This window comes from Chroococcidiopsis sp. CCALA 051, assembly GCF_003015105.1.
Classification (GTDB): Bacteria; Cyanobacteriota; Cyanobacteriia; order Cyanobacteriales; family Chroococcidiopsidaceae; genus Chroococcidiopsis; species Chroococcidiopsis thermalis.
Genome location: NZ_PYCI01000114.1, coordinates 1 through 22,720, shown reverse-complemented (window position 1 = coordinate 22,720; position 22,720 = coordinate 1). Strand labels below are relative to the sequence as shown.

At 44.7% G+C, this 22,720-nt stretch carries 23 protein-coding genes; 15 read left to right on the top strand and 8 right to left on the bottom strand.

Translation table 11 applies throughout. From position 1 onward, the window contains the following. Window positions 1–203: 203 nt before the first annotated feature. Window positions 204–545 carry a DUF760 domain-containing protein gene (locus tag C7Y66_RS22805; protein ID WP_106547356.1) on the top strand — a complete coding sequence of 114 codons (342 nt, stop codon included), beginning with the start codon at window positions 204–206 and terminating at the stop codon, window positions 543–545. 11 nt (window positions 546–556) lie between these two features. Here C7Y66_RS22805 and C7Y66_RS22800 read toward each other — a convergent pair whose 3' ends face one another. Next, window positions 557–1,759: an HhoA/HhoB/HtrA family serine endopeptidase gene (locus C7Y66_RS22800; protein ID WP_106547355.1), complete on the bottom strand. Its 1,203-nt coding sequence runs from the start codon at window positions 1,757–1,759 to the stop codon at window positions 557–559. 140 nt (window positions 1,760–1,899) lie between these two features. On the opposite strand from C7Y66_RS22800, the gene C7Y66_RS33270 reads away from it, so the two are divergent. Next, window positions 1,900–2,721: a M23 family metallopeptidase gene (locus C7Y66_RS33270; RefSeq protein WP_199197584.1), complete on the top strand. Its 822-nt coding sequence runs from the start codon at window positions 1,900–1,902 to the stop codon at window positions 2,719–2,721. 130 nt (window positions 2,722–2,851) lie between these two features. Further along, window positions 2,852–3,151 carry a hypothetical protein gene (locus C7Y66_RS22790; protein ID WP_106547353.1) on the top strand — a complete coding sequence of 100 codons (300 nt, stop codon included), beginning with the start codon at window positions 2,852–2,854 and terminating at the stop codon, window positions 3,149–3,151. 5 nt (window positions 3,152–3,156) lie between these two features. Here C7Y66_RS22790 and aroB read toward each other — a convergent pair whose 3' ends face one another. Both aroB and C7Y66_RS31300 read right to left on the bottom strand, forming a co-directional pair. After that, window positions 3,157–4,260 (bottom strand): 3-dehydroquinate synthase, encoded by a 1,104-nt coding sequence (gene aroB / locus C7Y66_RS22785; protein ID WP_106547352.1) that lies wholly within the window; start codon window positions 4,258–4,260, stop codon window positions 3,157–3,159. Between the two features lie 26 nt (window positions 4,261–4,286). Then, complete coding sequence (locus tag C7Y66_RS31300) at window positions 4,287–4,445, bottom strand: hypothetical protein (protein ID WP_158265982.1); 159 nt, start codon at window positions 4,443–4,445, stop codon at window positions 4,287–4,289. A gap of 87 nt (window positions 4,446–4,532) precedes the next feature. Between C7Y66_RS31300 and petL the strand changes: the two genes are divergently transcribed. Continuing rightward, window positions 4,533–4,628 (top strand): cytochrome b6-f complex subunit PetL, encoded by a 96-nt coding sequence (gene petL / locus C7Y66_RS22780; protein WP_015155924.1) that lies wholly within the window; start codon window positions 4,533–4,535, stop codon window positions 4,626–4,628. Window positions 4,629–4,706: 78 nt separating this feature from the next. Here the strand turns inward: petL and C7Y66_RS22775 are convergent, their stop codons facing one another. After that, window positions 4,707–5,180 (bottom strand): BON domain-containing protein, encoded by a 474-nt coding sequence (locus C7Y66_RS22775; protein WP_106547351.1) that lies wholly within the window; start codon window positions 5,178–5,180, stop codon window positions 4,707–4,709. Between the two features lie 98 nt (window positions 5,181–5,278). Then, complete coding sequence (locus C7Y66_RS22770) at window positions 5,279–6,727, bottom strand: general stress protein (RefSeq protein WP_106547350.1); 1,449 nt, start codon at window positions 6,725–6,727, stop codon at window positions 5,279–5,281. Window positions 6,728–7,812: 1,085 nt separating this feature from the next. Here C7Y66_RS22770 and C7Y66_RS22760 point away from each other — a divergent pair. From C7Y66_RS22760 to C7Y66_RS22750, 3 genes are all read left to right on the top strand, one after another. Continuing rightward, window positions 7,813–9,930 (top strand): cation:proton antiporter, encoded by a 2,118-nt coding sequence (locus C7Y66_RS22760; RefSeq protein ID WP_233222806.1) that lies wholly within the window; start codon window positions 7,813–7,815, stop codon window positions 9,928–9,930. A gap of 352 nt (window positions 9,931–10,282) precedes the next feature. Next, entirely contained in the window at window positions 10,283–11,257 is a 975-nt protein-coding gene (locus tag C7Y66_RS22755) for a UDP-glucuronic acid decarboxylase family protein (RefSeq protein WP_106167315.1), read from the top strand. A 120-nt stretch (window positions 11,258–11,377) separates the two neighbouring features. Beyond that, window positions 11,378–12,763, top strand: a complete 1,386-nt coding sequence (locus tag C7Y66_RS22750) for a UDP-glucose/GDP-mannose dehydrogenase family protein (RefSeq protein WP_106547347.1) — start codon at window positions 11,378–11,380, stop codon at window positions 12,761–12,763. Between the two features lie 33 nt (window positions 12,764–12,796). On the opposite strand, the gene C7Y66_RS22745 is transcribed toward C7Y66_RS22750, so the two are convergent. Further along, window positions 12,797–13,591: a DUF2993 domain-containing protein gene (locus tag C7Y66_RS22745; RefSeq protein WP_106547346.1), complete on the bottom strand. Its 795-nt coding sequence runs from the start codon at window positions 13,589–13,591 to the stop codon at window positions 12,797–12,799. A gap of 258 nt (window positions 13,592–13,849) precedes the next feature. On the opposite strand from C7Y66_RS22745, the gene C7Y66_RS22740 reads away from it, so the two are divergent. From C7Y66_RS22740 to C7Y66_RS22705, 8 genes are all read left to right on the top strand, one after another. Next, the gene (locus C7Y66_RS22740) at window positions 13,850–14,161 is read left to right on the top strand and encodes an RNA-binding protein (protein ID WP_106547358.1); all 312 of its coding nucleotides are present in this window, start codon (window positions 13,850–13,852) and stop codon (window positions 14,159–14,161) included. A 302-nt stretch (window positions 14,162–14,463) separates the two neighbouring features. Further along, the gene (locus C7Y66_RS22735) at window positions 14,464–14,946 is read left to right on the top strand and encodes a DUF2243 domain-containing protein (RefSeq protein WP_106547357.1); all 483 of its coding nucleotides are present in this window, start codon (window positions 14,464–14,466) and stop codon (window positions 14,944–14,946) included. Between the two features lie 48 nt (window positions 14,947–14,994). Further along, window positions 14,995–15,591: a DUF4129 domain-containing protein gene (locus tag C7Y66_RS22730; protein WP_106547345.1), complete on the top strand. Its 597-nt coding sequence runs from the start codon at window positions 14,995–14,997 to the stop codon at window positions 15,589–15,591. 111 nt (window positions 15,592–15,702) lie between these two features. Beyond that, complete coding sequence (locus tag C7Y66_RS22725; protein ID WP_106547344.1) at window positions 15,703–16,791, top strand: DUF4350 domain-containing protein; 1,089 nt, start codon at window positions 15,703–15,705, stop codon at window positions 16,789–16,791. Window positions 16,792–16,860: 69 nt separating this feature from the next. Beyond that, entirely contained in the window at window positions 16,861–17,811 is a 951-nt protein-coding gene (locus C7Y66_RS22720; protein WP_106547343.1) for a MoxR family ATPase, read from the top strand. 92 nt (window positions 17,812–17,903) lie between these two features. After that, a complete protein-coding gene (locus tag C7Y66_RS22715) occupies window positions 17,904–18,260 on the top strand; it encodes a four helix bundle protein (protein WP_106169451.1) in 357 nt (118 codons plus the stop codon). Window positions 18,261–18,431: 171 nt separating this feature from the next. Next, the gene (locus C7Y66_RS22710) at window positions 18,432–18,965 is read left to right on the top strand and encodes an SRPBCC family protein (RefSeq protein ID WP_106547342.1); all 534 of its coding nucleotides are present in this window, start codon (window positions 18,432–18,434) and stop codon (window positions 18,963–18,965) included. A gap of 15 nt (window positions 18,966–18,980) precedes the next feature. Continuing rightward, window positions 18,981–19,562 (top strand): DUF924 family protein, encoded by a 582-nt coding sequence (locus C7Y66_RS22705; RefSeq protein WP_015155939.1) that lies wholly within the window; start codon window positions 18,981–18,983, stop codon window positions 19,560–19,562. 5 nt (window positions 19,563–19,567) lie between these two features. On the opposite strand, the gene C7Y66_RS22700 is transcribed toward C7Y66_RS22705, so the two are convergent. Together C7Y66_RS22700 and C7Y66_RS22695 are read right to left on the bottom strand one after the other, a co-directional pair. Continuing rightward, window positions 19,568–20,368, bottom strand: coding sequence for a class I SAM-dependent methyltransferase (locus tag C7Y66_RS22700; protein WP_106547341.1), 801 nt, complete (start codon window positions 20,366–20,368; stop codon window positions 19,568–19,570). 17 nt (window positions 20,369–20,385) lie between these two features. Then, on the bottom strand, window positions 20,386–22,545 hold the full coding sequence (locus tag C7Y66_RS22695; protein ID WP_106547340.1) for a hypothetical protein: 2,160 nt from the start codon (window positions 22,543–22,545) through the stop codon (window positions 20,386–20,388). Between the last annotated feature and the right edge of the window lie 175 nt (window positions 22,546–22,720).

Below are 22,720 nucleotides of genomic sequence, written 5' to 3'. Positions count from 1 at the left end.
ACCAAAAATGGTTCTAGCTCTTACCCAGGCAGGAAAGTTTGACCGAGCGGTAAAGCAAACCGCATTCCCAGCGCAGGTAAAGAAAGTGAGTTGCCATAGCGTGAAAGCTACAATAGCTAAATGTTAGCACTTAGTTATTAGTTTTTAGTATAGAAAAATCCTCAATCCCATAGATTCGATACTACAGCAACAAGACACTGCTTATGACCTTTAATCCTGACTTTTTGAGCGATCGCGAAGAAACGCAAGCTAACTCATTGTTGAAATATCTCCAACAGCAATCGCCGGAAATTCTAGCCCGCGTTGCTAAGTCTGTCAGCCCAGACATTCAACAAATCATCTCCCAAAACGTCCAAGGGCTGGTAGGAATGTTACCTTCAGAGCAATTCAACGTGAAAATCGTGACCGATCGCGAGAATCTAGCAGGAATTTTAGCATCAGCCATGATGACAGGATATTTTCTGCGGCAAATGGAACAAAGAATGCAGCTAGAAAATTTAGCTGATACCGCTACCTCGCCTCAAGAGTCTAATGGTGGAGATTAAGCGCTACAAGCCTAACTGAGTTCGTCGGCAGGATAAGCACCTGGTTTGACATGAAAAGTCTGAATCGCACCCTGGCGATTAACTTCTAGTGTCAAAGTTGTTCCCAAGGTCGTTGATTCCACCTGTTCTTGAACTTGCAACGATTTAGCTACCGTCTTGCCGTTGATTTTTTGAATCACGTCTCCCGCCCGCAGCCCAGCTTGAGCCGCCGGAGATTTAGCGATCGCGCGCACGATGAGTACGCCAGAATCGATTTCAATCTTTAAATCGGTTTCCTGAGCGATTTCAGTTTTTGATGCGGGGGTTAAATCGATCATTTGAATCCCCAAAAAAGGATGGCTAATGCGTCCTTTGCTAAATAACTGATTGGCAACGCGGGCAGCAGTTTCAATCGGAATGGCAAAACCGAGTCCTTGAGCATCGGTACGAATTGCCGTGTTGACACCCACGATCTCCCCTTCAGTATTTAATAAGGGTCCGCCAGAATTACCAGGATTGATTGCCGCATCAGTTTGAATAAATGTAACGCGCTTATCCGGTACGCCAACTTGGGCGCTCGTGCGGTCGGTAGCGCTGATAATGCCAATCGTGACGGTGTTATCCAAGCCTAAAGGATTGCCGATCGCGATCGCCCACTGCCCGGGAATTAAATTTTTTGAGTTACCGAGCTTGACTCGCGGCAAATTACGAGCGTTAATTTTGACAACAGCAACATCCGTGACCGGATCGACACCGACAACTTTGCCCTCAAATGTGCGACCGTCTTTCAACGTGACTTGAACCGTTCTTGCCTCGGAGACGACATGGGCATTGGTCAATAACCGACCGTCAGGACTGAGAATAAATCCAGAACCAGTCCCGCGTTCGATTCTTTCGTCGGGGATCGGTTTCTGTCCGCCAAAAAAGCGGCGGAATAGAGGATTGTCAAATGCTTCGGGTAATTGATTGGCAACTTTACGGGTCGCATTAATTCTCACGACAGCTGGTCCCACTTGCTGGACGGCAGTAGCGATAAAATTGCGATCGCTTGCGACTGCTAATCCTCCCACTGAAGGTGTTTGTCCTCCTGAAGTAGTTGGTGGTACGGCAACAGAAATCGTGTTTGGTTGGGGAGAGAAGTGCAAATCGACATAGCGACTGCCCCAAAAACCAGCACTGCCACCCAAGACAAGTAAAGTAGAAGAGAAAGCCAGTGTTTTTAACGACAAACCCATAAATTTTGCGCCTATAGCCAGAAACGTAGATGCTAATTACTAAGTGCGATCGAGCAATAGCCTTACACGCCTTCCACCTTAAGATTTCGTGCTGGAGGCTACTCCTACTAGCAACACTTTTAGAATGTGTTATTCCAATAATGGCTCAAGCCAATCCGAACGGCACTAGTCAGACGACAACTTGTCCCCCAGCTGCTTTATCTCGCCTAATTCGCCATTCAGTCAAACCAGGCGATACTTTAGACAGCATAGCTCGACAATACAATCTTATTCCAGCTACTCTGATCGGAATGAATCCCATTTTGCAAAGTCGTAATCTGCCAAAGGGAAAGTTGCCAGTTGGTAGTAAGATAGTTATTCCTCCCTATAACGGCATCAAAGTCAATGCCACGCCAGGAGAAACATGGCAGCAGCTAGCCGAAAGGTATCAAGTTCGTTCTGATGTCTTGTTTGAAGCCAACGGCTGTCAACCAGTTGCCAAAGAGGTTTTCGTTCCTGGGGTGAATTGGTCGCCCCAGCCGCCTTCTAATACTGCCAAAGGGATTCTAACAGAGTATCCTTTGCCAAAAGCAGCGACAGTAGCTTTGGCTTATGGCTGGCAGTTGAATGCTAGTACGGGAAAAGTTTTCTTTCACAGTGGTTTAGACTTAGAAGCCGCCATTGGAACTCCTGTGAAATCAGTAGGGGCGGGAACTGTGGCTTTTGCTGGCGAACAAGGGGCTTATGGCAATTTAGTCGTCATTAACCACCAAGAGGGTAAACAAAGCCGTTACGCTCAACTGAGAGATCTAAAAGTTAAAGCTGGTCAAACTGTAAAATCGGGGCAGGTAATAGGGGCAGTAGGGACTACAGGTAGTCCTACATCTACTCAACCTCACCTACATTTTGAAATCCGCTACGCTTCTGATTTAGGCTGGGTAGCAGAAGATCCGACAGCGTATTTAAAGGTAGCAAAACGTTAAGTAAGTCAAAAGTCAAAAGTTAAAAGTTAAAACGACAACAAACTCAATAATTTTGCAGTGAAGGCGGTCGCTTTATTTTTAATTTTGCGGTAATCTCAGAAATATTGAAGAAGCATTTCGACCAGCAATTTTGGTAATTCCTACGAACCTAACCAATACATTTTTATATGTTAAACGCTTTGAAGCGGTGGGATTCAGTTCTAACCCTAAAATAGAAACCGTAGCATATCCAAATGGCGATCGCGTTCAAAACTTGATTCTAATTCTGCACGCTACCGAGTGGGAGGGAAGTCTAGCTTGTTTGGATGGGGAATCGTTGGCATTAGATTTTTTTGATTTGAAGCATTTGCCTCCTTTAATGTTAACAGATATGCCTGTATTAAAAAAAATTCAAGAATACAAGCACAGTGGCAACTTTCAATTATTTTAAGCAATTTATTTTCCAACCGATCGCATGTGTTGTAGCACCTGGCGAACTGGATCTGCTGTCACTTTATCGGTAATCTCAACCGCACCAATTTGGGTAGGTAAAATAAACCTTACTTTCCCGTCTTTCACTTTTTTGTCAGTTTGCAAAGCATCTATAATTGCTTCAATATCTATCCCTGTTGGTAACTGTGTAGGCAAACCAGCTTTCTGAATCAATGCATCTTGACGAATAGCATCTTCAGAGGAAAGCATTCCTAGTGCTACAGCAATTTGAGCAGCGGCTACCATTCCTATCGCTACAGCTTCCCCGTGATTGACGACACGATAACCAGTCAAACTTTCTACAGCATGACCGATAGTATGACCGTAATTAAGAATTGCTCGCAGTCCTGCTTCTTTTTCGTCCTTGCTCACCACATCAGCTTTTGCTTGACAAGAACGGTTGAGAATATTCTGAAGTAAATCTGCACCCAAATAGCGCATTTGATCTAGGCGCTTACTCTGTTCCATTTGGACAAATAACTCTGCATCCCAAATCACACCATATTTGATTACCTCTGCCATTCCCGCGCGAAATTCTCTTGCAGGGAGAGTTTGCAGGACTTGCGGATCGATGAGAACCAATCTTGGTTGATGAAATGCCCCAATCAAATTTTTGCCTTGAGGGTGATTCACGCCAGTTTTCCCACCAATGGCTGCATCTACCATTGCTAGCAGAGAAGTAGGAACTTGAACGAAATTAACTCCTCGCAGCCACGTAGCAGCGGCAAAACCCGTCATATCGCCAATCACACCACCACCCAAAGCTACCAAGGTTGAAGACCGTTCTAAGCGCTTTTCTAGGGCTGCATTGTAGATTTTTTGAACTGAAGTGAGAGTTTTATATTGTTCTCCAGCTGGAAGAATACAGCTAGTGGCATCAAAACCAGCCGCTTGCAAAGAAGCGATCGCCCTTTCCCCATACTGTTTGAAAATCGCTGGGTTAGAAACCAGCAAAACCTTTTTCCCCAGGTTGAGTTCGCTCATCAACTCACCCAGACGATCCAATCCTGGTGCTGCGATCGCGATTTTATAAGCCTGCTGAGGTGTATTTACGTCAATTACATGCATATCAGTTATCAGTTATCAGTTATCAGTTATCGGTGCGTAGTGCGTGAAGAAAGGGTGTGGGGTGTGGGAAGAATTTGGAATTCGGAATTAATTGTGACTTGCGAATGCGCGACTTGTGAGTTGTAATTGCTCCGAGACTCTCCCTCAGCTCTCCCTTTTCCCCCTGCTCCCTGGTCACTGGTCACTGGTCACTGGTCACTGATAACTGTAGGCTGTATTCTATCTCAATAAATGTTTCAATAGTTTTAGTTATTTTTGGGAAAATTACAGAAATGTTGGGAGTTATTGCTTACATCGGCTTTTTAGGTGGATTCTTCGCTCTGGCTGTAGGTTTATTATTCGGTCTGCGAGCTGCCAAGATCATCTAAATCTAAATCCATGACCATAAAGCGATCGCCTCTTTACTATCTTGAGTAAAGAGGCGATCGCCTTGTATGCTGGAACTATTAGCTTTCTGGTTTTTGCTGTGCTGGGGCAACTTGGGCATTAACGCTCACTTGCTGTACCCCTTTAATTTCCCTTGCCAGAGGCTCAATGCGATCGAGTTGCTCTTGAGTCGGCACTGTACCTGAAACTTTCACGGCTCCGTCTTCAGCTTCAACCGCTAATTGGCTTGCAGGTAAATTTGCCTCTAACTTGCTACGGACTTCGCTTTCTAAATCTGCGTCAGCTCGTTGAGCATCTCCCCCAGTAGCGTTGTTGCGCTGCTCTCTAGCTCTAATATCAGCGTCTAACTGCTTTCTGCGAATTTCGCCAGTGGCATCCTCTTGATTCTGCTTAGCAGTTTCGGTGTCAGCTACCTCACCAGTTTGATTAGCTGAATTAGGAGCTTCGGTACTGGTTTTTTCTACACCCGCTTCACACCCAAATGCACTAAGGGCAATAAAGCCACCTAGTAATAATGGAAATAATCTTTTCATTTCTCAGTCTCTCAATGGAAAGTAGTTCAAACAATTTGATTGAGTAACTGTTGACAGTTAACGGTTAACATTCAGCCGTCAACTGTCAACCGCAACGCTTATAGAGTCGAGTCGCGTTTATCAACGATGATGACTTTAGGGTCGTTAGGATCGACTACACCTGGATCGTAATTGGTACGCCGAGTATCGGAGTCAATGACATCATCTCCACGAACGGTGTCGCGGGTGTCTGTGGCAGCATATTCGCTCCGGCGAGGAGTATCGGCATCGGGTGCATCGTAAATCCCCCATTCTTGAATCCCACGATGATGCAGAACTGACTCAGCTCGACGAATTTCGTCTTCCGTACCGTCTACGAAAATTAGGTAATCTCCTCGGGAGAGTCTATCGTTGTAAACTTTGGCGCGTTCTTCAGGAATGCCTAAACCAACCAACGCACCCGCAAGACCTCCTGCTGCTGCACCAATAGCACCACCTGAAAGTGCGGTAGCTATGGTTGTTGCTGTTGCACCCGCAAGCATAACTGGACCAATTCCAGGGATCGCTAAAGCGCCTAAACCAACTAAAAGACCGCCAATTCCCCCAATAGCGCCACCAGTTAATGCTCCGGCAGCTGCGCCTTCGTCAGCTTTATTGCCAACATTCTTCTTTACATCTGCACCAGCAATATTATCGATCCGGTCTGCGTTCTTGGATACTACGTTCACGTTATCCATCGGAAAACCAGATTCCCGTAATTGATTAAGTGCGGTTTCTGCATCGTGACGGCTGGTAAATGCACCTACAGCACGCTTTCTACGATATAGCGATCTATCTGCCGTAGGCGTGACAGTTCCGGGCGCGACCGTACCTGGTGCATAATCTGCGGTTGGAGTCATCCCTGGCATATATCCAGCACTGTAACCAACTGGCATTCCTGTAGCGGCAGGAGTATAGTCGGCAGTTGTGCCTGTAGAACTGCTCCCCATAGGCATAGCAGAGGGCGTTGTATCGACATCGCGAGCGTCGTACACGCCATATTCCTCAATCCCACGATGGTTGAGAATTGCTTCTGCTCTGGCAATTTCTTCATCGGAGCCTTTGACAATCACGAGATAATCGCCTCGATCGACGCGATCGCTATAAACTTGAGCGCGTTCTTCTGGAATTCCCAAACCGATTAAAGCACCAACAAGACCACCCGCAGCCGCACCGATCGCACCACCTGCTACTGTAGTCGTCAAAACTGTAGCTAACTCCCCAGCTACCATAATGGGACCGACTCCAGGGATTGCCAAAGCGCCTAGACCCACGAGTAAACCAGTTATACCTCCCAAAGTTCCACCCGTGAGCGCTCCGGCGGTTGCACCTTCATCGGCTTTGTTGCCAGCTTGGTTTTTATCTTGAACGTTTACGCCAGCAACATCGGCTTTGCGATCTGCATCTTGGGCAATAATCGTGACCTTGTGCATGGGAAATCCCGCACTTTTTAGCTCCCCGATCGCAGTTTCCGCATCGTGGCGATTGGCAAACACACCGACAGCTCGCTTGTGTTGACCTACTGCCATTTTCTTACCCCCTATTTTTAGGTATCAACAATACTTCTGGCACAAACACAAATTTTTGTTATTTTTGGTATTCGTGCTATGCATTTATAGTTTTCACTTTTATAGCTGTTTTTTCCTCAGTCCGAAGTTGGAATCATGGCTCTATCAATAGGGAGGTTATATTAGAGTCTACTTATATAACTAAAGATGGGGACGATCGCTGCTAAACTTACTTTTTAATAAAAACAACCTGGGCGATCTTAACAACTTTGTTTATTGCAGATTTTAGCTAAAAAGCTTCGACCAAAATTATTTGTCTTCACAATTATCATTTTGACTTTTTTCTACCTGATTTATTTAACTTTTTTAAAAATGGAGACCGCAATCTTTTCGATTGCGTGTATTTTTAGAAATAGACTTATCTAAAAATCGTGTAATTTTTTTGTGGCTTAACTACATGCAAATAATATTTTTTCTGGCGTAATGCTGGTTTTAAATGAACTCGATCTTCTGAAAAATTCTTTGAGAGTCAAAAGGGAATTTCTACTGTTTGGAAAAACGCGATCGCGACTCGCGTGCGAAGCCTTGCGAGTTAAGTGTCAATCTGCTCCTGTCACTAATAGTTTTCAACTTCACTCCCTGAGCTGGAGCATTCGCATTTAATTTCAGATTTAGTCTTCGAGCGAATTCGTTGAGTATCGTATTTAAATATACTAAGTCTAACAATCTAGACAACTGCGCCTCAAGTAGTAGCTGTCTTTACTGCATCAATTTTCTTTTTAACTAGCATTTCTGCACTCGAACTGTGATAAGTGTTACTAGGCATAGATAAATAAAATAGCAGTAGTTGAAAATTAATCAGTTTGGCAATCTAAAAAAAGAATGGGAAATTTTACTTTCACCAACGATCGCAACTAACAGTTAATTACCGCTCGTTAATACCTAACCGTGTTTAAATGAATCCCTCTCTAGATAGGTATTTTTTAGAGAAAAAGTCCATTATCTTCAGAATGAATTTTCACTCGCTGGCAGGGTAGGATATAATTCCCTGCCATTTATTTACTATTCTGGCGCGATCGCTGCCTGCTCGAACAGACATGGTACACATGGAACGGCTACTACACTTATTTGCTGCTGCGCCAGCCTCTGAAAGCATTACTAAAGAACCGATAGTTCCATTTTTAATTCTGCTGTTAGTCATCTTATTCGTACCGCTGCTATTTGAGCGTTTCTTGAAAGTCCCAGGATTAGTCGGATTGCTCGCAGCAGGGGTAGTGCTGGGTCCCCAAGGGTTAGGGGTACTAGAGCGGGGAGCGCCACCAATGGATTTGCTGCCAGAAATCGGGTTAGTTTATCTGATGTTTGTGGCAGGCTTAGAAATTGACATGGAGCAATTTCGGCAAACACGGAATCGCTCGTTAACTTTTGGTAGCTTTACTTTCTTAGTTCCCTTGATTGTAGGCACAGCAGTAGGGCTATTGTTCTTTCCTGGTAAATGGAACACTTCTATCCTCATTGGTTCCCTGTTTGCTTCTCACACCTTGCTGGCATATCCGATCGTCAGCCGCTTGGGAGTCGTGAAAAATGAAGCTGTCACCGTTACGATTGGGGCGACTATCTTCACCGATATTGGTGCGTTGTTAGTACTAGCCATTTGTGTAGCTATTCATCAGGGTGATTTCTCTGCTACCCGATTAGCCACTTTAATTGGCTCTTTGGTCATCTATTCAATCGTAGTTTTGTTTGGATTCGATCGCGCAGGTAAAGAATTTTTCAAGCGTTCGGGCGACGATCAGGGCAATCAGTTTTTATTTGTCTTACTAGCAGTATTTCTTGCCGCAGTAGGCGCTCAATTAATTGGCGTAGAAAAGATTGTCGGCGCTTTCCTGGCTGGCTTGGCGGTGAACGATGCTGTTGGAGAAGGACCAGTCAAAGAAAAAGTGCTGTTTGTCGGCAGCGTCTTGTTTATTCCAATTTTCTTTGTCAGCCTTGGATTGCTGATCGATATTCCCGCTTTCATTGCCAGCGTTAACTCCATCACGCTAACTTTAGCTATTGTCACTGGTCTGATCGTTAGTAAGTTTTTAGCAGCATATTTTGCCAAACTGATTTATCGCTACAAGTGGAATGAAATGCTGACCATGTGGTCTTTATCAGTGCCACAGGTAGGAGCAACTCTAGCAGCTACGCTAGTAGGTTACGAAGCAGGATTGTTGACTAAAGAGGTGTTAAACAGCGTCATCGTATTGTTACTCGTAACCGCAACTCTCGGACCACTAGTCACGAGTCGGGTAGCCCCTACCTTGATCGATGCTTCCCAAGAATTAGAACCAGAGCCAGTATCGCCTTATTGGAGTACAGGCGAAACGGCAACACACCCATTTGGTGTCTTGGTTCCCGTTTATAACCCGAAGACAGAGCGTTACTTAATTGAAATGGCAGCTTTACTCGCTCGCCAAGCTCAGGGTAGAATCCTTCCTCTAGCAATCGCCAAAGCTACCGCTCATATGGATGCACCCCAATTAGAAGCAGCCTTTAAACGCGGCGATAGCCTACTAGAAAATGCCACCAACTTAAGCCGCGAACTAGGAGTAGAAGCAGAACCTTTATTAAGGATTGACGATGCGATCGCTCAAGGAATTAGTCGCGCTGCCAAAGAGCAACACGCTAGTTTAATTGTCATGGGCTGGGGACAACGCACTGGTTTACGCGCCCGCTTATTTGGTAATGTCATCGATAGCGTTTTATGGGCAGCTCACTGTCCGGTAGCTGTTAGCCGCTTACTCAAATCGCCCAAAGAATTTAGACAAATCTTAGTCCCAGTAGAGAATATTACACCGCAAGCGGTTAGCGTCCTGAGATTTGTCAGTTTGTTAGCCGCAGCAAATGGAGCGCATATTGTTTTGATACACATCTGCGATCGCAATACAACTCCAGGCAGAGTCGCTTGGATCCGATCGCAACTCTCTCTGTTGGTTGATAAGCTGGCTTTACCAGACCACCCAGAAATTCGCATTAAGCCTCACCCTAACGTCACTCAAGCAATTCTAGAAGCAGCAAGGGACTGCGATCTCGTCGTCATACGTTCCACTAGACGACGAACGAGTGCTGGCGGTTTAACAATCGCCGACACGACAACCCAGTTGATCGGAGCGATCGCTTGTTCTTTGATCATGCTAGGCGAACCACAACCAGCCAGCTTTCCAGTGAGGAGCGAGGAGTGAGGATAACTGTGTAGAGACGTTACATGTAACGTCTCTACACTGATAACTGATACCTGACAACTGGTATTACATAGCACATAATTACAACAAATTTTATAAAGATTATTTTTAGATTTCGTGAATTTTGTCCTACTATCATGGTTTTTGTAACTAGCGATCGTTAGTTTTTGTTTAACTTAGGGAATAATCAACTAAGCATGTGTGTTGGTATGCTCGACTTTCCCGTTCGGCACTGCCAATCGAACTGCTGTATGCAAGAGTGCATCACAGATCGTTTGTCATAAAAGCACGGCTCTGGTAAAAAAATACTTAACGAGTCTAGTTAAGACAGCTGTAACTAACAAGAAAATCTATGAGAATTTTGGTCACTGGCGGCGCTGGATTTATAGGTTCTCACCTGATCGACCGATTAATGGCACAGGGACACGAAGTTATCTGCTTAGACAACTTCTACACCGGACACAAGCGTAACATCTTGAAATGGATGGATCATCCCTATTTTGAATTAATCCGTCATGACATCACCGAACCCATTCGCCTAGAAGTAGACCAAGTTTATCACCTGGCTTGTCCTGCGTCTCCCGTTCACTACCAATTCAACCCAGTCAAAACCGTCAAAACTAATGTGATGGGAACGTTGAATATGCTAGGACTGGCAAAGCGAGTCAAAGCAAGATTTCTGCTAGCTTCTACATCAGAAGTCTATGGCGATCCAGAAATCCACCCGCAAACTGAAGAGTATCGCGGCAACGTCAATCCAATTGGCATTCGCTCTTGTTATGACGAAGGCAAGCGCATTGCTGAAACTCTCGCCTTTGATTACCATCGACAAAACGATGTCGATATTCGCGTGGCACGGATCTTTAACACCTACGGTCCCCGCATGTTAGAAAACGATGGACGAGTTGTGAGTAACCTAGTCGTACAAGCCTTGAAGAATATGCCGATGACGGTGTATGGTGATGGTTCTCAAACTCGCAGTTTTTGCTACGTGTCTGACTTGGTAGAAGGATTAATGCGATTGATGAATGGAGAGCAAATTGGTCCTGTCAATCTAGGCAATCCAGACGAGTATACCATTCTAGAACTAGCTGAAGCAGTTCGCAATCTGGTAAACCCTCAAGCAGAAATTAAATTTGCGCCCCTTCCACAAGACGATCCGCGCCGTCGCCGCCCAGATATTACCCGTGCTAAAACCTGGCTGGGCTGGGAACCAACTTTGCCTCTATCAGAAGGATTAAAACTGACAGTAGAAGATTTTCGGCAGCGCTTGCAGCAACCGCAGCCAACAACTTATAGCGAAGCGGGAATTGCTAGTAATTCCTAGTAACTATTTGTCTAGCTAGGAGAATGGGCGATCGCCTATATACTTGCATCGTTCGCACTCCATGCCCAAGCTCACATCTTAGACTTCTATCACCCATACACTGTTGAGGACACAAGTAATATGCGTGTTTGCGTAATTGGTACAGGCTATGTCGGTTTAGTTACAGGTGCTTGCTTAGCTCACATCGGACACCACGTCATCTGCGTGGACAACAATGAAGAGAAAGTCAAGCTGATGAAAGCCGGACAGTCTCCGATTTTTGAACCAGGGTTGACTGAAATCATGCATAGCGCAATGCAAGCAGGGACTCTAGAGTTTACTACAGATATCGGTGGCGGTGTGGCACATGGAGAAATCTTATTTATTGCTGTCGGTACTCCACCGCTACCAACTGGAGAAAGCGATACTCGCTATGTTGAGGCTGTAGCCCGCAGCATTGGCGCTCATTTGGATGGTGGATATAAAGTAATCGTCAACAAGTCTACAGTACCAATCGGCTCTGGTGACTGGGTACGAATGATCGTTCTCGATGGCATTGTCGAACGCCAGAAGGTGTTAGTTGGCGCTGGTGGTGGCGAAGTCACGACTTTGGAAAGCGTCCCTGCATTTGATGTCGTGAGCAATCCTGAGTTTTTGCGTGAAGGTTGCGCCGTATACGATACTTTTAACCCCGATCGCATTGTTTTGGGTGGTAGCAGCTCCAAAGCGATCGCCATGATGCAAGAGCTGTACGCTCCAATTATCGAGCGCCAGTACGCCGAAGACAAGTCTTTACCCCCCGTACCAGTTCTCGCCACCGATATTAGTTCGGCAGAGATGATTAAGTATGCAGCAAACGCATTTTTAGCCACTAAAATTAGCTTTATTAACGAAGTTGCCAATATTTGCGATCGCGTCGGTGCAGATGTGACCCAAGTTGCTAAAGGTATCGGTTTAGATTCCCGCATTGGTAATAAGTTCTTGCAAGCAGGCATTGGTTGGGGTGGTTCCTGCTTTCCCAAAGATGTTTCAGCGCTGATTCATACTGCTGATGACTACGGCTACGATACTCATCTGCTCAAAGCTGCTGTTAGCGTTAACCAACGCCAGCGTTTAATTGCAGTAGAAAAACTCCAGCAGGTACTCAAGATCCTCAAAGGGAAAACAGTCGGACTATTGGGACTGACATTTAAACCCGATACTGATGATATGCGCGATGCTCCTGCTCTCAATTTAATCGAGCATCTCAACCGCTTAGGAGCAAAGGTAAAAGCCTACGATCCAATTGTTGCCCAATCTGGAATGCGTCACGGGCTAACGGGCGTTTTGGTAGAAACAGATCCCGAACGCCTTGCCGATGGCTGCGATGCTCTAGTCCTCGTCACTGATTGGCAGCAATTCCGCAATCTCGACTACAACAAGATGGCATCGTTGATGACTAACCCCGTCATGATTGACGGTCGTAACTACCTCGATCGCGAAGCTCTACAACAAGCTGGATTCTACTACGTTGGCGTAGGACGCTAAAACAATAGAGCGTGTAGAGCTAGTCTACACGCTCTATCCTTTTCCTGGTACGCGCTCGATCTGAGCGTAGCCGCTAAAAACTAACAACTTGCCTTTAGTTTCTAAGCGGTTGAGCCGCATGGTAACGCCATCTAAGTCGAAGCGATCGAGATCGACCATATTATTCAAAATTTCTGCCAAAGCTCGTGCTAAAGCCAGAGAAGTCTCTCGTTGAGATTCTGGTAGCGTTTCTACTTCAAATCTAGGGTTTTGAAATTGTACTCGTCGCCGCCGTTCAATACCTAAAGTTGCTGTGAGGCTAACTGGTACTAATTCCTCTTGAGATAAGTCTGCCTTAGCCCAGATCTTAATTTCATTCTCCGGCAATAACTCTACCCGAACTTCCTGAAACGAGACTGGCTTGCCACCAGATAATTCAGTCAAACTAGGTAAAGTCAAATTGAGCAGGCGTTTTTTCACCAGTTCTGCTTCAAACGCCCTGTTAATTCCTTCTTCTGATAGCGTCACTTGAGCTACAGCTTGAGTCGGTTGTTTGAGGGCAAGTTTACCACCTAGAACAGAGCTGAAATCTATCGCTACAGCATCCGTCTCAAACGACATCTCCTCTGCCCAAAATTCACGCCGGATCAGCAAACCGCGACCGCTCATCTTGAAGCTATCAATGCTACCTTGCAAGAGTTTACTCGAAGGATAACAACGAACGGCAACTTCTACCGACTCACTTTGTGTAAATAAGTGACGAATTGTCTTGCTGGCAACAGTATTGAGCATTTGCTCGCCCCAATCAGTGCCAGTAGGATTAGTAAAACCAGTTAATCCGCCAAACATAAGTTTACGCGATTGTAGAAGTTATCCATACTCTCCTTTTGTAACAAAATGTGAACGAGCTAGCAAGGTTTGCACCATAGGTAATACTAATCATTTGAGGAAAGTAAACTAATCATTCCCGCAGCCAGTATAAGTTACAGCGATTTTATGCTACTCTAAAATAGAGAGTAGATTCGGCAGTTGTGTTTGTGTTTGCTAATTCAGATGCTCCTCCGAACCGTCATCTCGACAACGATTCGGACTCAGGAGAGAGTAGGAATGTCCATATATGTAGGTAACTTGTCATATGACGTTACCCAAGAAGATTTGACTAAGGTATTTGCCGATTACGGCACTGTGACACGAGTACAGCTACCTATAGACAGAGAAAGTGGTCGTCCGCGTGGCTTTGGTTTCGTTGAAATGGAAACAGAAGACGCAGAAGAAGCTGCTATTTCGGAGCTAGATGGCGCTAGATGGATGGGACGAGTCCTAAAGGTGAATAAAGCCAAGCCGCGCGAGGAAGGTGGTAGTAGAACAGGTAACAGCAGAGGTAGCTATAACCGCCGCGAGTCTTCGAGAAGCTACTAGAAAAAGTCAAAGGTTAAAAGTCAAAAGTCAAAACTAAAGGCATAGAGGTATGGTAGGGTGGGCAATTCCCACTCGTCACTTAGACTTATAGTATTTATTCTTTTGAGTCAAGACCAGATACGCAAGTTAGTTTGCATCTTAAGAAGCTGAAGGAGAGAAATATCTTCCCTTCAGCTTTTTGTATTGGTTCTTTTGTATTAGTTTGTATTAGTTTGCGATCGCCCCCTTATCTTTACCGTCAGACAGAAGAAATTCACGTAGTGGACTGCCATCGTGAAGTGAACTGTCGCAGAGGAATGAAAATGGAAGCGAAACAACTTCGCACGCAGCGCAATCCTTTAATTGCAGCTGGAATTATCCTCGGTTTGGGAACTGGCGGACTATTTGATGGTATATTGCTCCATCAAATCTTGCAATGGCATCATATGCTCAGCAGCGTTCGACCGACTGTCACTGTTGCAGAAATGAAAGTTAACATGGTGTGGGATGGCTTTTTCGATGCTGCTACGTGGATATTAACTTTACTAGGAATATTTTTACTCTGGCGGGCAGGCGAACAAAAAGACGTGTTTTGGTCGGGCAAAACTTTTTTTGGTGCTTTGTTGCTAGGCGTAGGATTGTTCGACTTCTTTGAGGGATTAATCGACCATCAAATTCTCGGCATTCACCATGTCAAACCAGGGACTAATGAGTTAATTTGGGATATCAGTTTTCTCGTTCTAGGCGCTATCTTAGCGATCGCAGGGTGGATACTGATAAAGTCTGAAGAAAAAGTCAAAAGTTAAAAGTTAAAAGGCAAAAATATCTGTTTCCTCTCACCTCCCCGACTCCCAATGAAAGAAGGCGAATTTGAAAAAAACAGCATAGGTTGGCAGTTATCTCAATTACAGCAACAGGTAGGGGAATGGCTCGAACTCCAAACGATGAGGCTGAATAAAAATATTCCCCAGTTGCCAGAAAGCATTCCTTCATGGTTAGTTGAGGGATTAAAAGCGATCGCCTGGATAGTAGCAATCGCTTTGTTGCTATGGCTAGTGAGGTATGTGTGGCGACGCTTGGAGCCTTATTTCATAGAATTAAGGACTAGGCGTGTTGTTGGCAGAAAGACGACTGCTAAAACCAGTGAAATGCCAGTCGAAGCTTGGTTAAGGCGATCGCAGGCTTATTTCCATCAAGGTGACTATCGTGAAGCTTGTCGCTGTTTGTATATGGCAACGTTACAACTATTGCACGAACGAGCGATCGCTCGCCATCAACCCAGCCGCACAGATCGAGAATACTTGCAATTAGTTCAACAACTACCCCAGTTTCAGTCTTACCGCACGCTGATTACCACCCACGAGCAATTATGCTTTAGCGATGGTGAGGTCTTATCAGAAACATTTGAACGATGTCAGCAGGCATATCGAGATATTGCCAGACAAGAATAGATCTATTGCACAAATTCAATTAGGCGCACAGACTAGAATGGCACTACACAAACGTCCGCCGGGGCAGACTGAGTTTGTATAGCTGCGAATTCTTTTCCTGGTAGGTGGAGCGTGAAAAATCTACATCGTCGATGGTGGATAGGGGCGATCGCGATCGCGGCAATCGTCTTTCTCAGTCTAGTTACTGCACCCAATAATCCTTCGCGTCTTGGCTCTACCTATAGCCGCAGTCCCGATGGATATGGAGCTTGGTATGCATACATGCAAAACCGAGGCACGCCTGTCAAGCGCTGGCAAAAGCCATCCAGCGAGTTAAGCAAACAAAATCAAATAACATTGCTGCGCGTCCTCAGCCAACCAAATTCTGGCTTGAATTACGTAGAAAAGCAGTGGGTAGAACGAGGCAACACTTTGATAATTTTGGGCGTACCCCAGCCAGTCACACCAGCTGAGTTCAGCACCAAGCAACAAAACAACGAGTTAATTAACATTAAAATCGATACGCGGCGCAGAGCAGGGATAAACCAGCAACAGCGATCGCTATTGGGCGATCGCTATGGTGCAGTTGTATGGCAAGAAAAAATTGGTGAAGGACAGGTCATATTCTGTGTCACCCCTTATTTAGCAGCAAATGCCTACCAAGACTATCCCAATAACTATAAATACTTAGCTCAACTTGTGACTCAAGGCGATCGATCGCTCTGGGTAGACGAATACATTCACGGCTACCGAGATAAAGAGGTAAGAGAACCGGGTGAAAGAGATTTTCTGTCTTATTTGGCACAAAAACCCTTAGCTGCTGCCTTATTTCAAGCCGCGATCGTGCTATTTGTGTTTATTCTGGCTAGCAATCGTCGTTTCGGGCAACCAGCTACTCTCAAAACAGCGATCGCAGACAATAGCACTGCTTATATTGAAGCTTTAGCAGGAGTGCTGCAAAAAGCCCAAGCCAGCAATTTTGTCATAGATACAGTTGGTAACGCCGAGCAACAACAACTCCAGCAAGCCTTGGGACTCGGACAAATTCCCTTAGAACGGCAAGCACTGATTCAAGCATGGGTACAGCAAACGGGGCGATCGCCTACTGAACTCGAACAATTGCTGCGGCTGCATGGGCAAAAGCGCCGCCCCAGTGACAAAGACCTATTAAATTGGTTAAAACAATGGCGCACCATCCGCAGTTATGTTAAACCTGATTAGTTATCACGTTTCTTTCAGTAGGGGCGCACAGTTGTGCGCCCCTACTCTAATCCCTACTTACCCCTTCTCATGCCCGAACTCCGCGCTGAATTAAATCGCCTCAGTGAAGCCCTCAACCAAGTTGTTGTCGGTCAATCTCAATTAGTACAACAATTATTGGTGGCAATGCTAGCGGGAGGACACGTCATTTTAGAAGGCGTACCAGGTACGGGAAAAACTCTGCTGGTGAAAGTGATGGCGCAACTTATTCAAGCAGAATTTCGCCGCGTGCAACTGACACCAGATGTCTTACCTGCCGATATCACAGGTACGAATATTCTCGACCTTAACAGTCGCAGTTTTACGCTGAAAAAGGGACCCGTATTTACTGAAGTTTTGTTGGCAGATGAAATAAACCGCACGCCACCCAAAACACAAGCCGCCTTATTAGAAGCAATGGCAGAACAGCAAGTGACTTTGGATGGTGAAAGCTTGCCGCTACCAGAATTATTTTGGGCGATCGCCACGCAAAATCCCTTGGAATTTGAGGGAACTTATCCTTTACCAGAAGCTCAGCTAGACAGATTTTTATTCAAACTAACGGTAGACTATCCCGATCGCCAACATGAAAAGCAAATGCTGCTGAACAGCCAAAAGGGTTTTCAATCTCGACGGCTAGATATTGCTCAAATTGAACCCGTTGCTAACGTGAAGTTGGTTTTACAGGCACGTCAGGCAGTCAAATCGGTACAAGTAGCAGAGCCAATTTTAGACTATCTCCTTGCCTTAGTACAGCGATCGCGCCAACATCCCGATTTAACTTTGGGTGCTTCCCCTCGTTGTGCCGTAGCTTGGCTGCAAACCAGTCAAGCCGCCGCATGGCTTGCCGGACGAAATTACGTCACCCCCGATGATGTCAAAGCTGTAGCTCCACCTCTGCTGCGTCACCGCCTCATCCTCAAACCAGAAAGTTTACTCGATGGCATTCAAATTGAAACATTAATTACTAATTTATTAAATCAAGTTCCTGTTCCAAGATAATTCGGAATTCGGAATTTGGAATTCGGAATTTGGAATTCAAGACGAATCTAAATACATAGGTATAAAATTATACCTTAAGTTTAGATTTAGACATGAATAACTATACTCCTATTACTGAGAGAACACAGAAATTTGCAATTAGAGTGATTAAGGCTTGTAGCTTTTTAGACGAAAAGCCAGGAGTATGTAGAACTTTATCTAGGCAGCTGTTGAGGAGCGGTACAAGTGTTGGTGCAAATGTCCGCGAAGCGCAATCGGCACAATCAGACAAAGATTTTTTGAGCAAGTTAGAAATTGCACTCAAAGAAGCCCGTGAAACTGAGTACTGGTTAGAAATCCTCATTGAATCTGGTATGGTTAAACTCAACAAATTTCAGCCTTTACTGACTGAAGCATCAGAAATTGTTGGTATTCTCGTCACCTCCACCCGAAAACTAAAACAGAAATAATTCCGAATTCCGAATTCCAAATTCCGAATTCTCCTACGACAGATCGCTTTTGGCAAAATTTGGGGAACCTTTATAGTATGTTCACCATCTCTTAACAAAACTATAGGTAGAGTAAGCAGTATACTGCTTGCGATCGCTAAGTGCATAAGTGTGAGGAATAACGAAGTTAGTATGACAGCAATGTATATAGGTACGACGATCGGTCAGACAGAGCAAACAGCTTTGATGCGAGGGGAAATTTTAGTTCAAACGCGCTCTCATTCGACATGGGGCGGGGCTGTGACAGCATGTATGTATCTACCAATGCAGCGATCGCAAGTCTGGCAGCAGCTTACCGATTATCCTCGTTGGGTACAATATTTTCCCGACGTGATCCAGAGCGAAGTCTTGCAGCGAGGTGAGGTGAAGCGCTTATATCAAGTTGCCCGCAAAGCGTTTCTCATTTTCACTGCTCAAGTTGAAATCTATTTAAACGTGTTTGAGGAAGTCCAGCAGCGCATTCAGTTTCGCATGGAAAAAGGTACTTTCACCGACTTTACAGCAGATTTAAACCTGCAAGATTGCGGAATTGGCACTTTACTCACTTATGCCGTACAAGCTACGCCTAACGTTCCAATTCCATCGATTTTTATTCAACAAGCGATGCAATTTGAATTACCAGAAAATATGCGGAAAATGAGGCAAGCGATTTGTAAGAATCAATAGAGTTGTTTGTCAGCCATGTCATCAGAACAGGCAAAAAGAATTTTAGATTTTTGGTTTGGTACTCCCGAACAGGCTAGTTATGGAAAACCAAGACAGATTTGGTTCATTAAAAAGCCTGAATTCGATCGAGAAGTGGAAGCCCGCTTTCTGAGCGATTACGAACAAGCCGCAGCAGGGAATTTAGACACCTGGAAAAGTTCTCCCCTCAGCTGTCTGGCTTTGATCTTGCTGCTCGATCAGTTTCCTCGCAATATGTTTCGCGGTAAACCTCAAGCTTTCGCGACTGACTGGCAAGCCCTATCTACCGCACAGTATGCCGTAGCCCAAGGCTACGATCGCGAATTATTACCCGTACAACGCTGGTTTATTTACTGTCCTTTTGAACACAGCGAAAACCTAGAGGATCAAAATCGTTCTGTAGCTCTATTTCAACAGCTGAGCGACGATCCTGATAGTGCTGATGCAATTACCTATGCCTTGCGTCACCGCGAAGTCATTTTAAGATTCGGACGCTTTCCCCACCGCAACAAAATTTTAGAGCGAGTCTCTACCCCAGAAGAAGAAGAGTTTTTGCAACAGCCAGGTTCGTCTTTTTAGACTGATTATTTTGTTGCCACAACTGCCAAATTCCAAGCATATCTTTTCATGCCAGGGATTTTTTTCAGCAGCTTATCCCACTTTTCTAAACGTAAATAGGCTGGAGCTAATCTCTGATGTTCGATAATTATTTTTTTCCAGTAACGTTCTTTATTTGGATCGACTCTTTCTATTAAATAAAACTGCAAAAAGATCCAGAGTGTAGCAATCCAAAAAGTATCGTAATTGGTATGAGAAAAATTGCGTTCGACAAACTTGACGATCGCAATATCGAGCGGCATTTCATCTTCTGTGCGAACTTTAGTTGCAATTCGACGGTAAACGTTGATAATGGGATTGTGTTTTAATGGCTCCCAAAAGCAAGCTTTTCCCCCAGGCTTAAGCACTCGATGCATCTCCAATATAGCAGTGTGGGGATCGGGAATATGGTGCAATAAATTGGCAGCGTAAACAAAATCAAAAGAATTATCGGGACAATCTAGAGCAGATGCATCCATCGTTCGTCCCTCAATTTTTACACCATTTTTAGCTGCTAAATCTAAAGCAACTTCTACCATACCTGGAGAATAATCAGCCGCGACACACAACGCCCCTTTTTTAGCAAAATAAACGCTGTTTTCGCCAGCACCGCAACCTAAATCTAAGATTTTTTTTCCTTGCACGTCTCCCATCTGTCTGAGAATAAATCGATTTTCAGGAGACGTGCAAGCTTCAAAATAGTCGGCTACCCGAATTCCCTCAACATCAATTACCGCAGCCCAAGCATCATGAAACTGTTGTTCTCTTTGTAATCTTTGATTTTCCATAAGAGGGAAGTCCGGAGTCAGAAGTTAGATATTTTTAAAGAATTGATGTCTACAATACAACTTTTGATTAAATCATTTTTATCGCTCGTTTGAACGTTTAATACTAAATAAGTTGGTTCTGGATTTTGACTAGCCAACGATACTTGAATTTCGCGAGATTTACTGGTGAAAGATTGCGATGCGATCGCGCTGACGAGTTGACCTTGGCGATCGCGTGTTTCTAAGGTGAGCGTAGCACCATTACAGGTTTTGCCAAATAGAGTCACTTTACCTGTGACTTGGGTGCGCTGGGATAAAGTTCCCAAAGACAAGAATGATATTGGTTGCGTTCCTCTTCCTAGAACGGAATACGCTATTAATCTATAGGTACGAGTGATGTTTTTAGTCACTTTGTTATCTTGCCATAGATGACTCAAACTCATCCAATCCCATTGTCCCCCTGGACGCTGCCCAATTTTCTGTTGCATGGTGGCAAGGGTTTGGATTGCTGTTTCTATGGAAGTGGGACGCAAACGCCGATAAATACTCACAACAGCACCATCAGCTAAGCGAAACTGTACGGGTAAAAGCTGAAAATCTTTGACTATTTCCCAATTTTGCCGAAAAGCATTAGAGACAACTGTAACAACATCATGCTCTCTCAGAGGTAGCCACTCCCCTACCACTGGAACTTTAGTAAAGTCACTCTCAAAATTTGGTAATGGGTGAGGGATAACGACATACTCTGCTTGTAAAAGTCTTTCTACAGGATAAAAATCTTGAGAATCAACTTGAGGCACGCCTAGCAACAGTAAATTATCTCGCTCGTTTTGTTTGTATACACTACGTTCGACTGCCCGCACCATACCACTGTTGAGCTGCAACCGCTGGAAACCAACAATATAAATTGGCTTTTTATTAGTCGCAATTTGACGTAAGTAAGCGACTAACCGAATCACCTCATCGTAATCTGCCCGGACTAAGGGAGGAATATTCAACGTCCATAGGGAACGAAGTGAATGCTGGAAATTGCCAATGGGAGTTAGGGCGATCGCTAAATTACTCGCGAGGTAACAAACAACTATGCCCAGAGCGAGATGACGAAAATTTCCCTTGAGTTTCAAGTAAGCCGTCCAAACACCGCTAGCTAACCCTAGTACCACAATTGGGGACAAATGGAGGCAATAAAACACATTGGCATAGCGCAAGAGAATCAACCATTCTACTACTGAGACTACGCCAAACAGCCAGATGAAACTAAATGCTGGAAGATACAGAGTACGAGTCAAAATTCCTGCTAAAAATCCGAGTGCGGCAAGTATGAGCGTTGCCCAGCCAAAATAAGCAGCATAGAGTTCGACAATTGTATCAATTGGGAAACTCCAAGAAGCATACAGCCCTCGATAATCTGTAACTAGCGCGTTATAAGTAAACTGCCAAGCGATCGCCGCAAGAGTAATAAAACAAATGAGAGCAATTAGCCCAATCTTTACTGCAACTTGCCGCAATTTCTGCCACGCTAATTGTGGTTTTATACGTTTAGCAGTCCAGAAAAATATCGATGCTTGCAGAGACATTGCAACTAAAACAGCGATCGCCCCGTAAGCAAAATGACGACGAAATAGAATCGCCGCTCCTAATAAGACACCAATCGCTGGCACGCGCCACCAACGTTTGAGCCTCATATTTTGCAAGTAAATCCAAACTGCTAGCCCAATTAATACAGCCCCTCCCGTATCTGGAATGCCAAGAAAAGTTGGTATCCAATTGATAGGAATTAATAAACTAAAAATTGCCGTTGACCAAAAAACAGCTATAGAATTGGCTGCGATCAATCGCGTCCCCAAACCTCCCATTACCAGGGAAAAGGGTAGTAAATAAACGAGTGCTAAACCAATTTGATAGACTAATCGCGACTCGCCAAATAGTAGGATAAATGGCACTAATGGCAGAGTGTAAATTTTATTTCGTTCTGCTCCTAGCGACTGCAAAAAGTTGCTAATGCCTGCGATGGGAGATTGACGAAAGGCGCTAGCAACCTCGATAGTTTTGTAATACCAATCAATCCACCAATGAAAGTTACGTTCGCTAGATGTATATAGTACTGTGGCGATCGCAATTAGCAGTACTAACAAGGCAAACAAACTCAAATTGACTGAATGCCAATTGACTGAATGTCGAAGTCGGACAGTGGGCATATTTTATCGAACGCAATCCTCAACCTACAGTCAAGGTGGGCGTTGCCCACCCTACTTATTATTAGCCTCAACCTACAGTCAAGGTGGGCGTTGCCCACCCTACTGACTACTTACTATTAGCCCCCCTTGTGAAGGGGGGTTGGGGGGATCGTGTTGCTGTCTCTTATACACATCT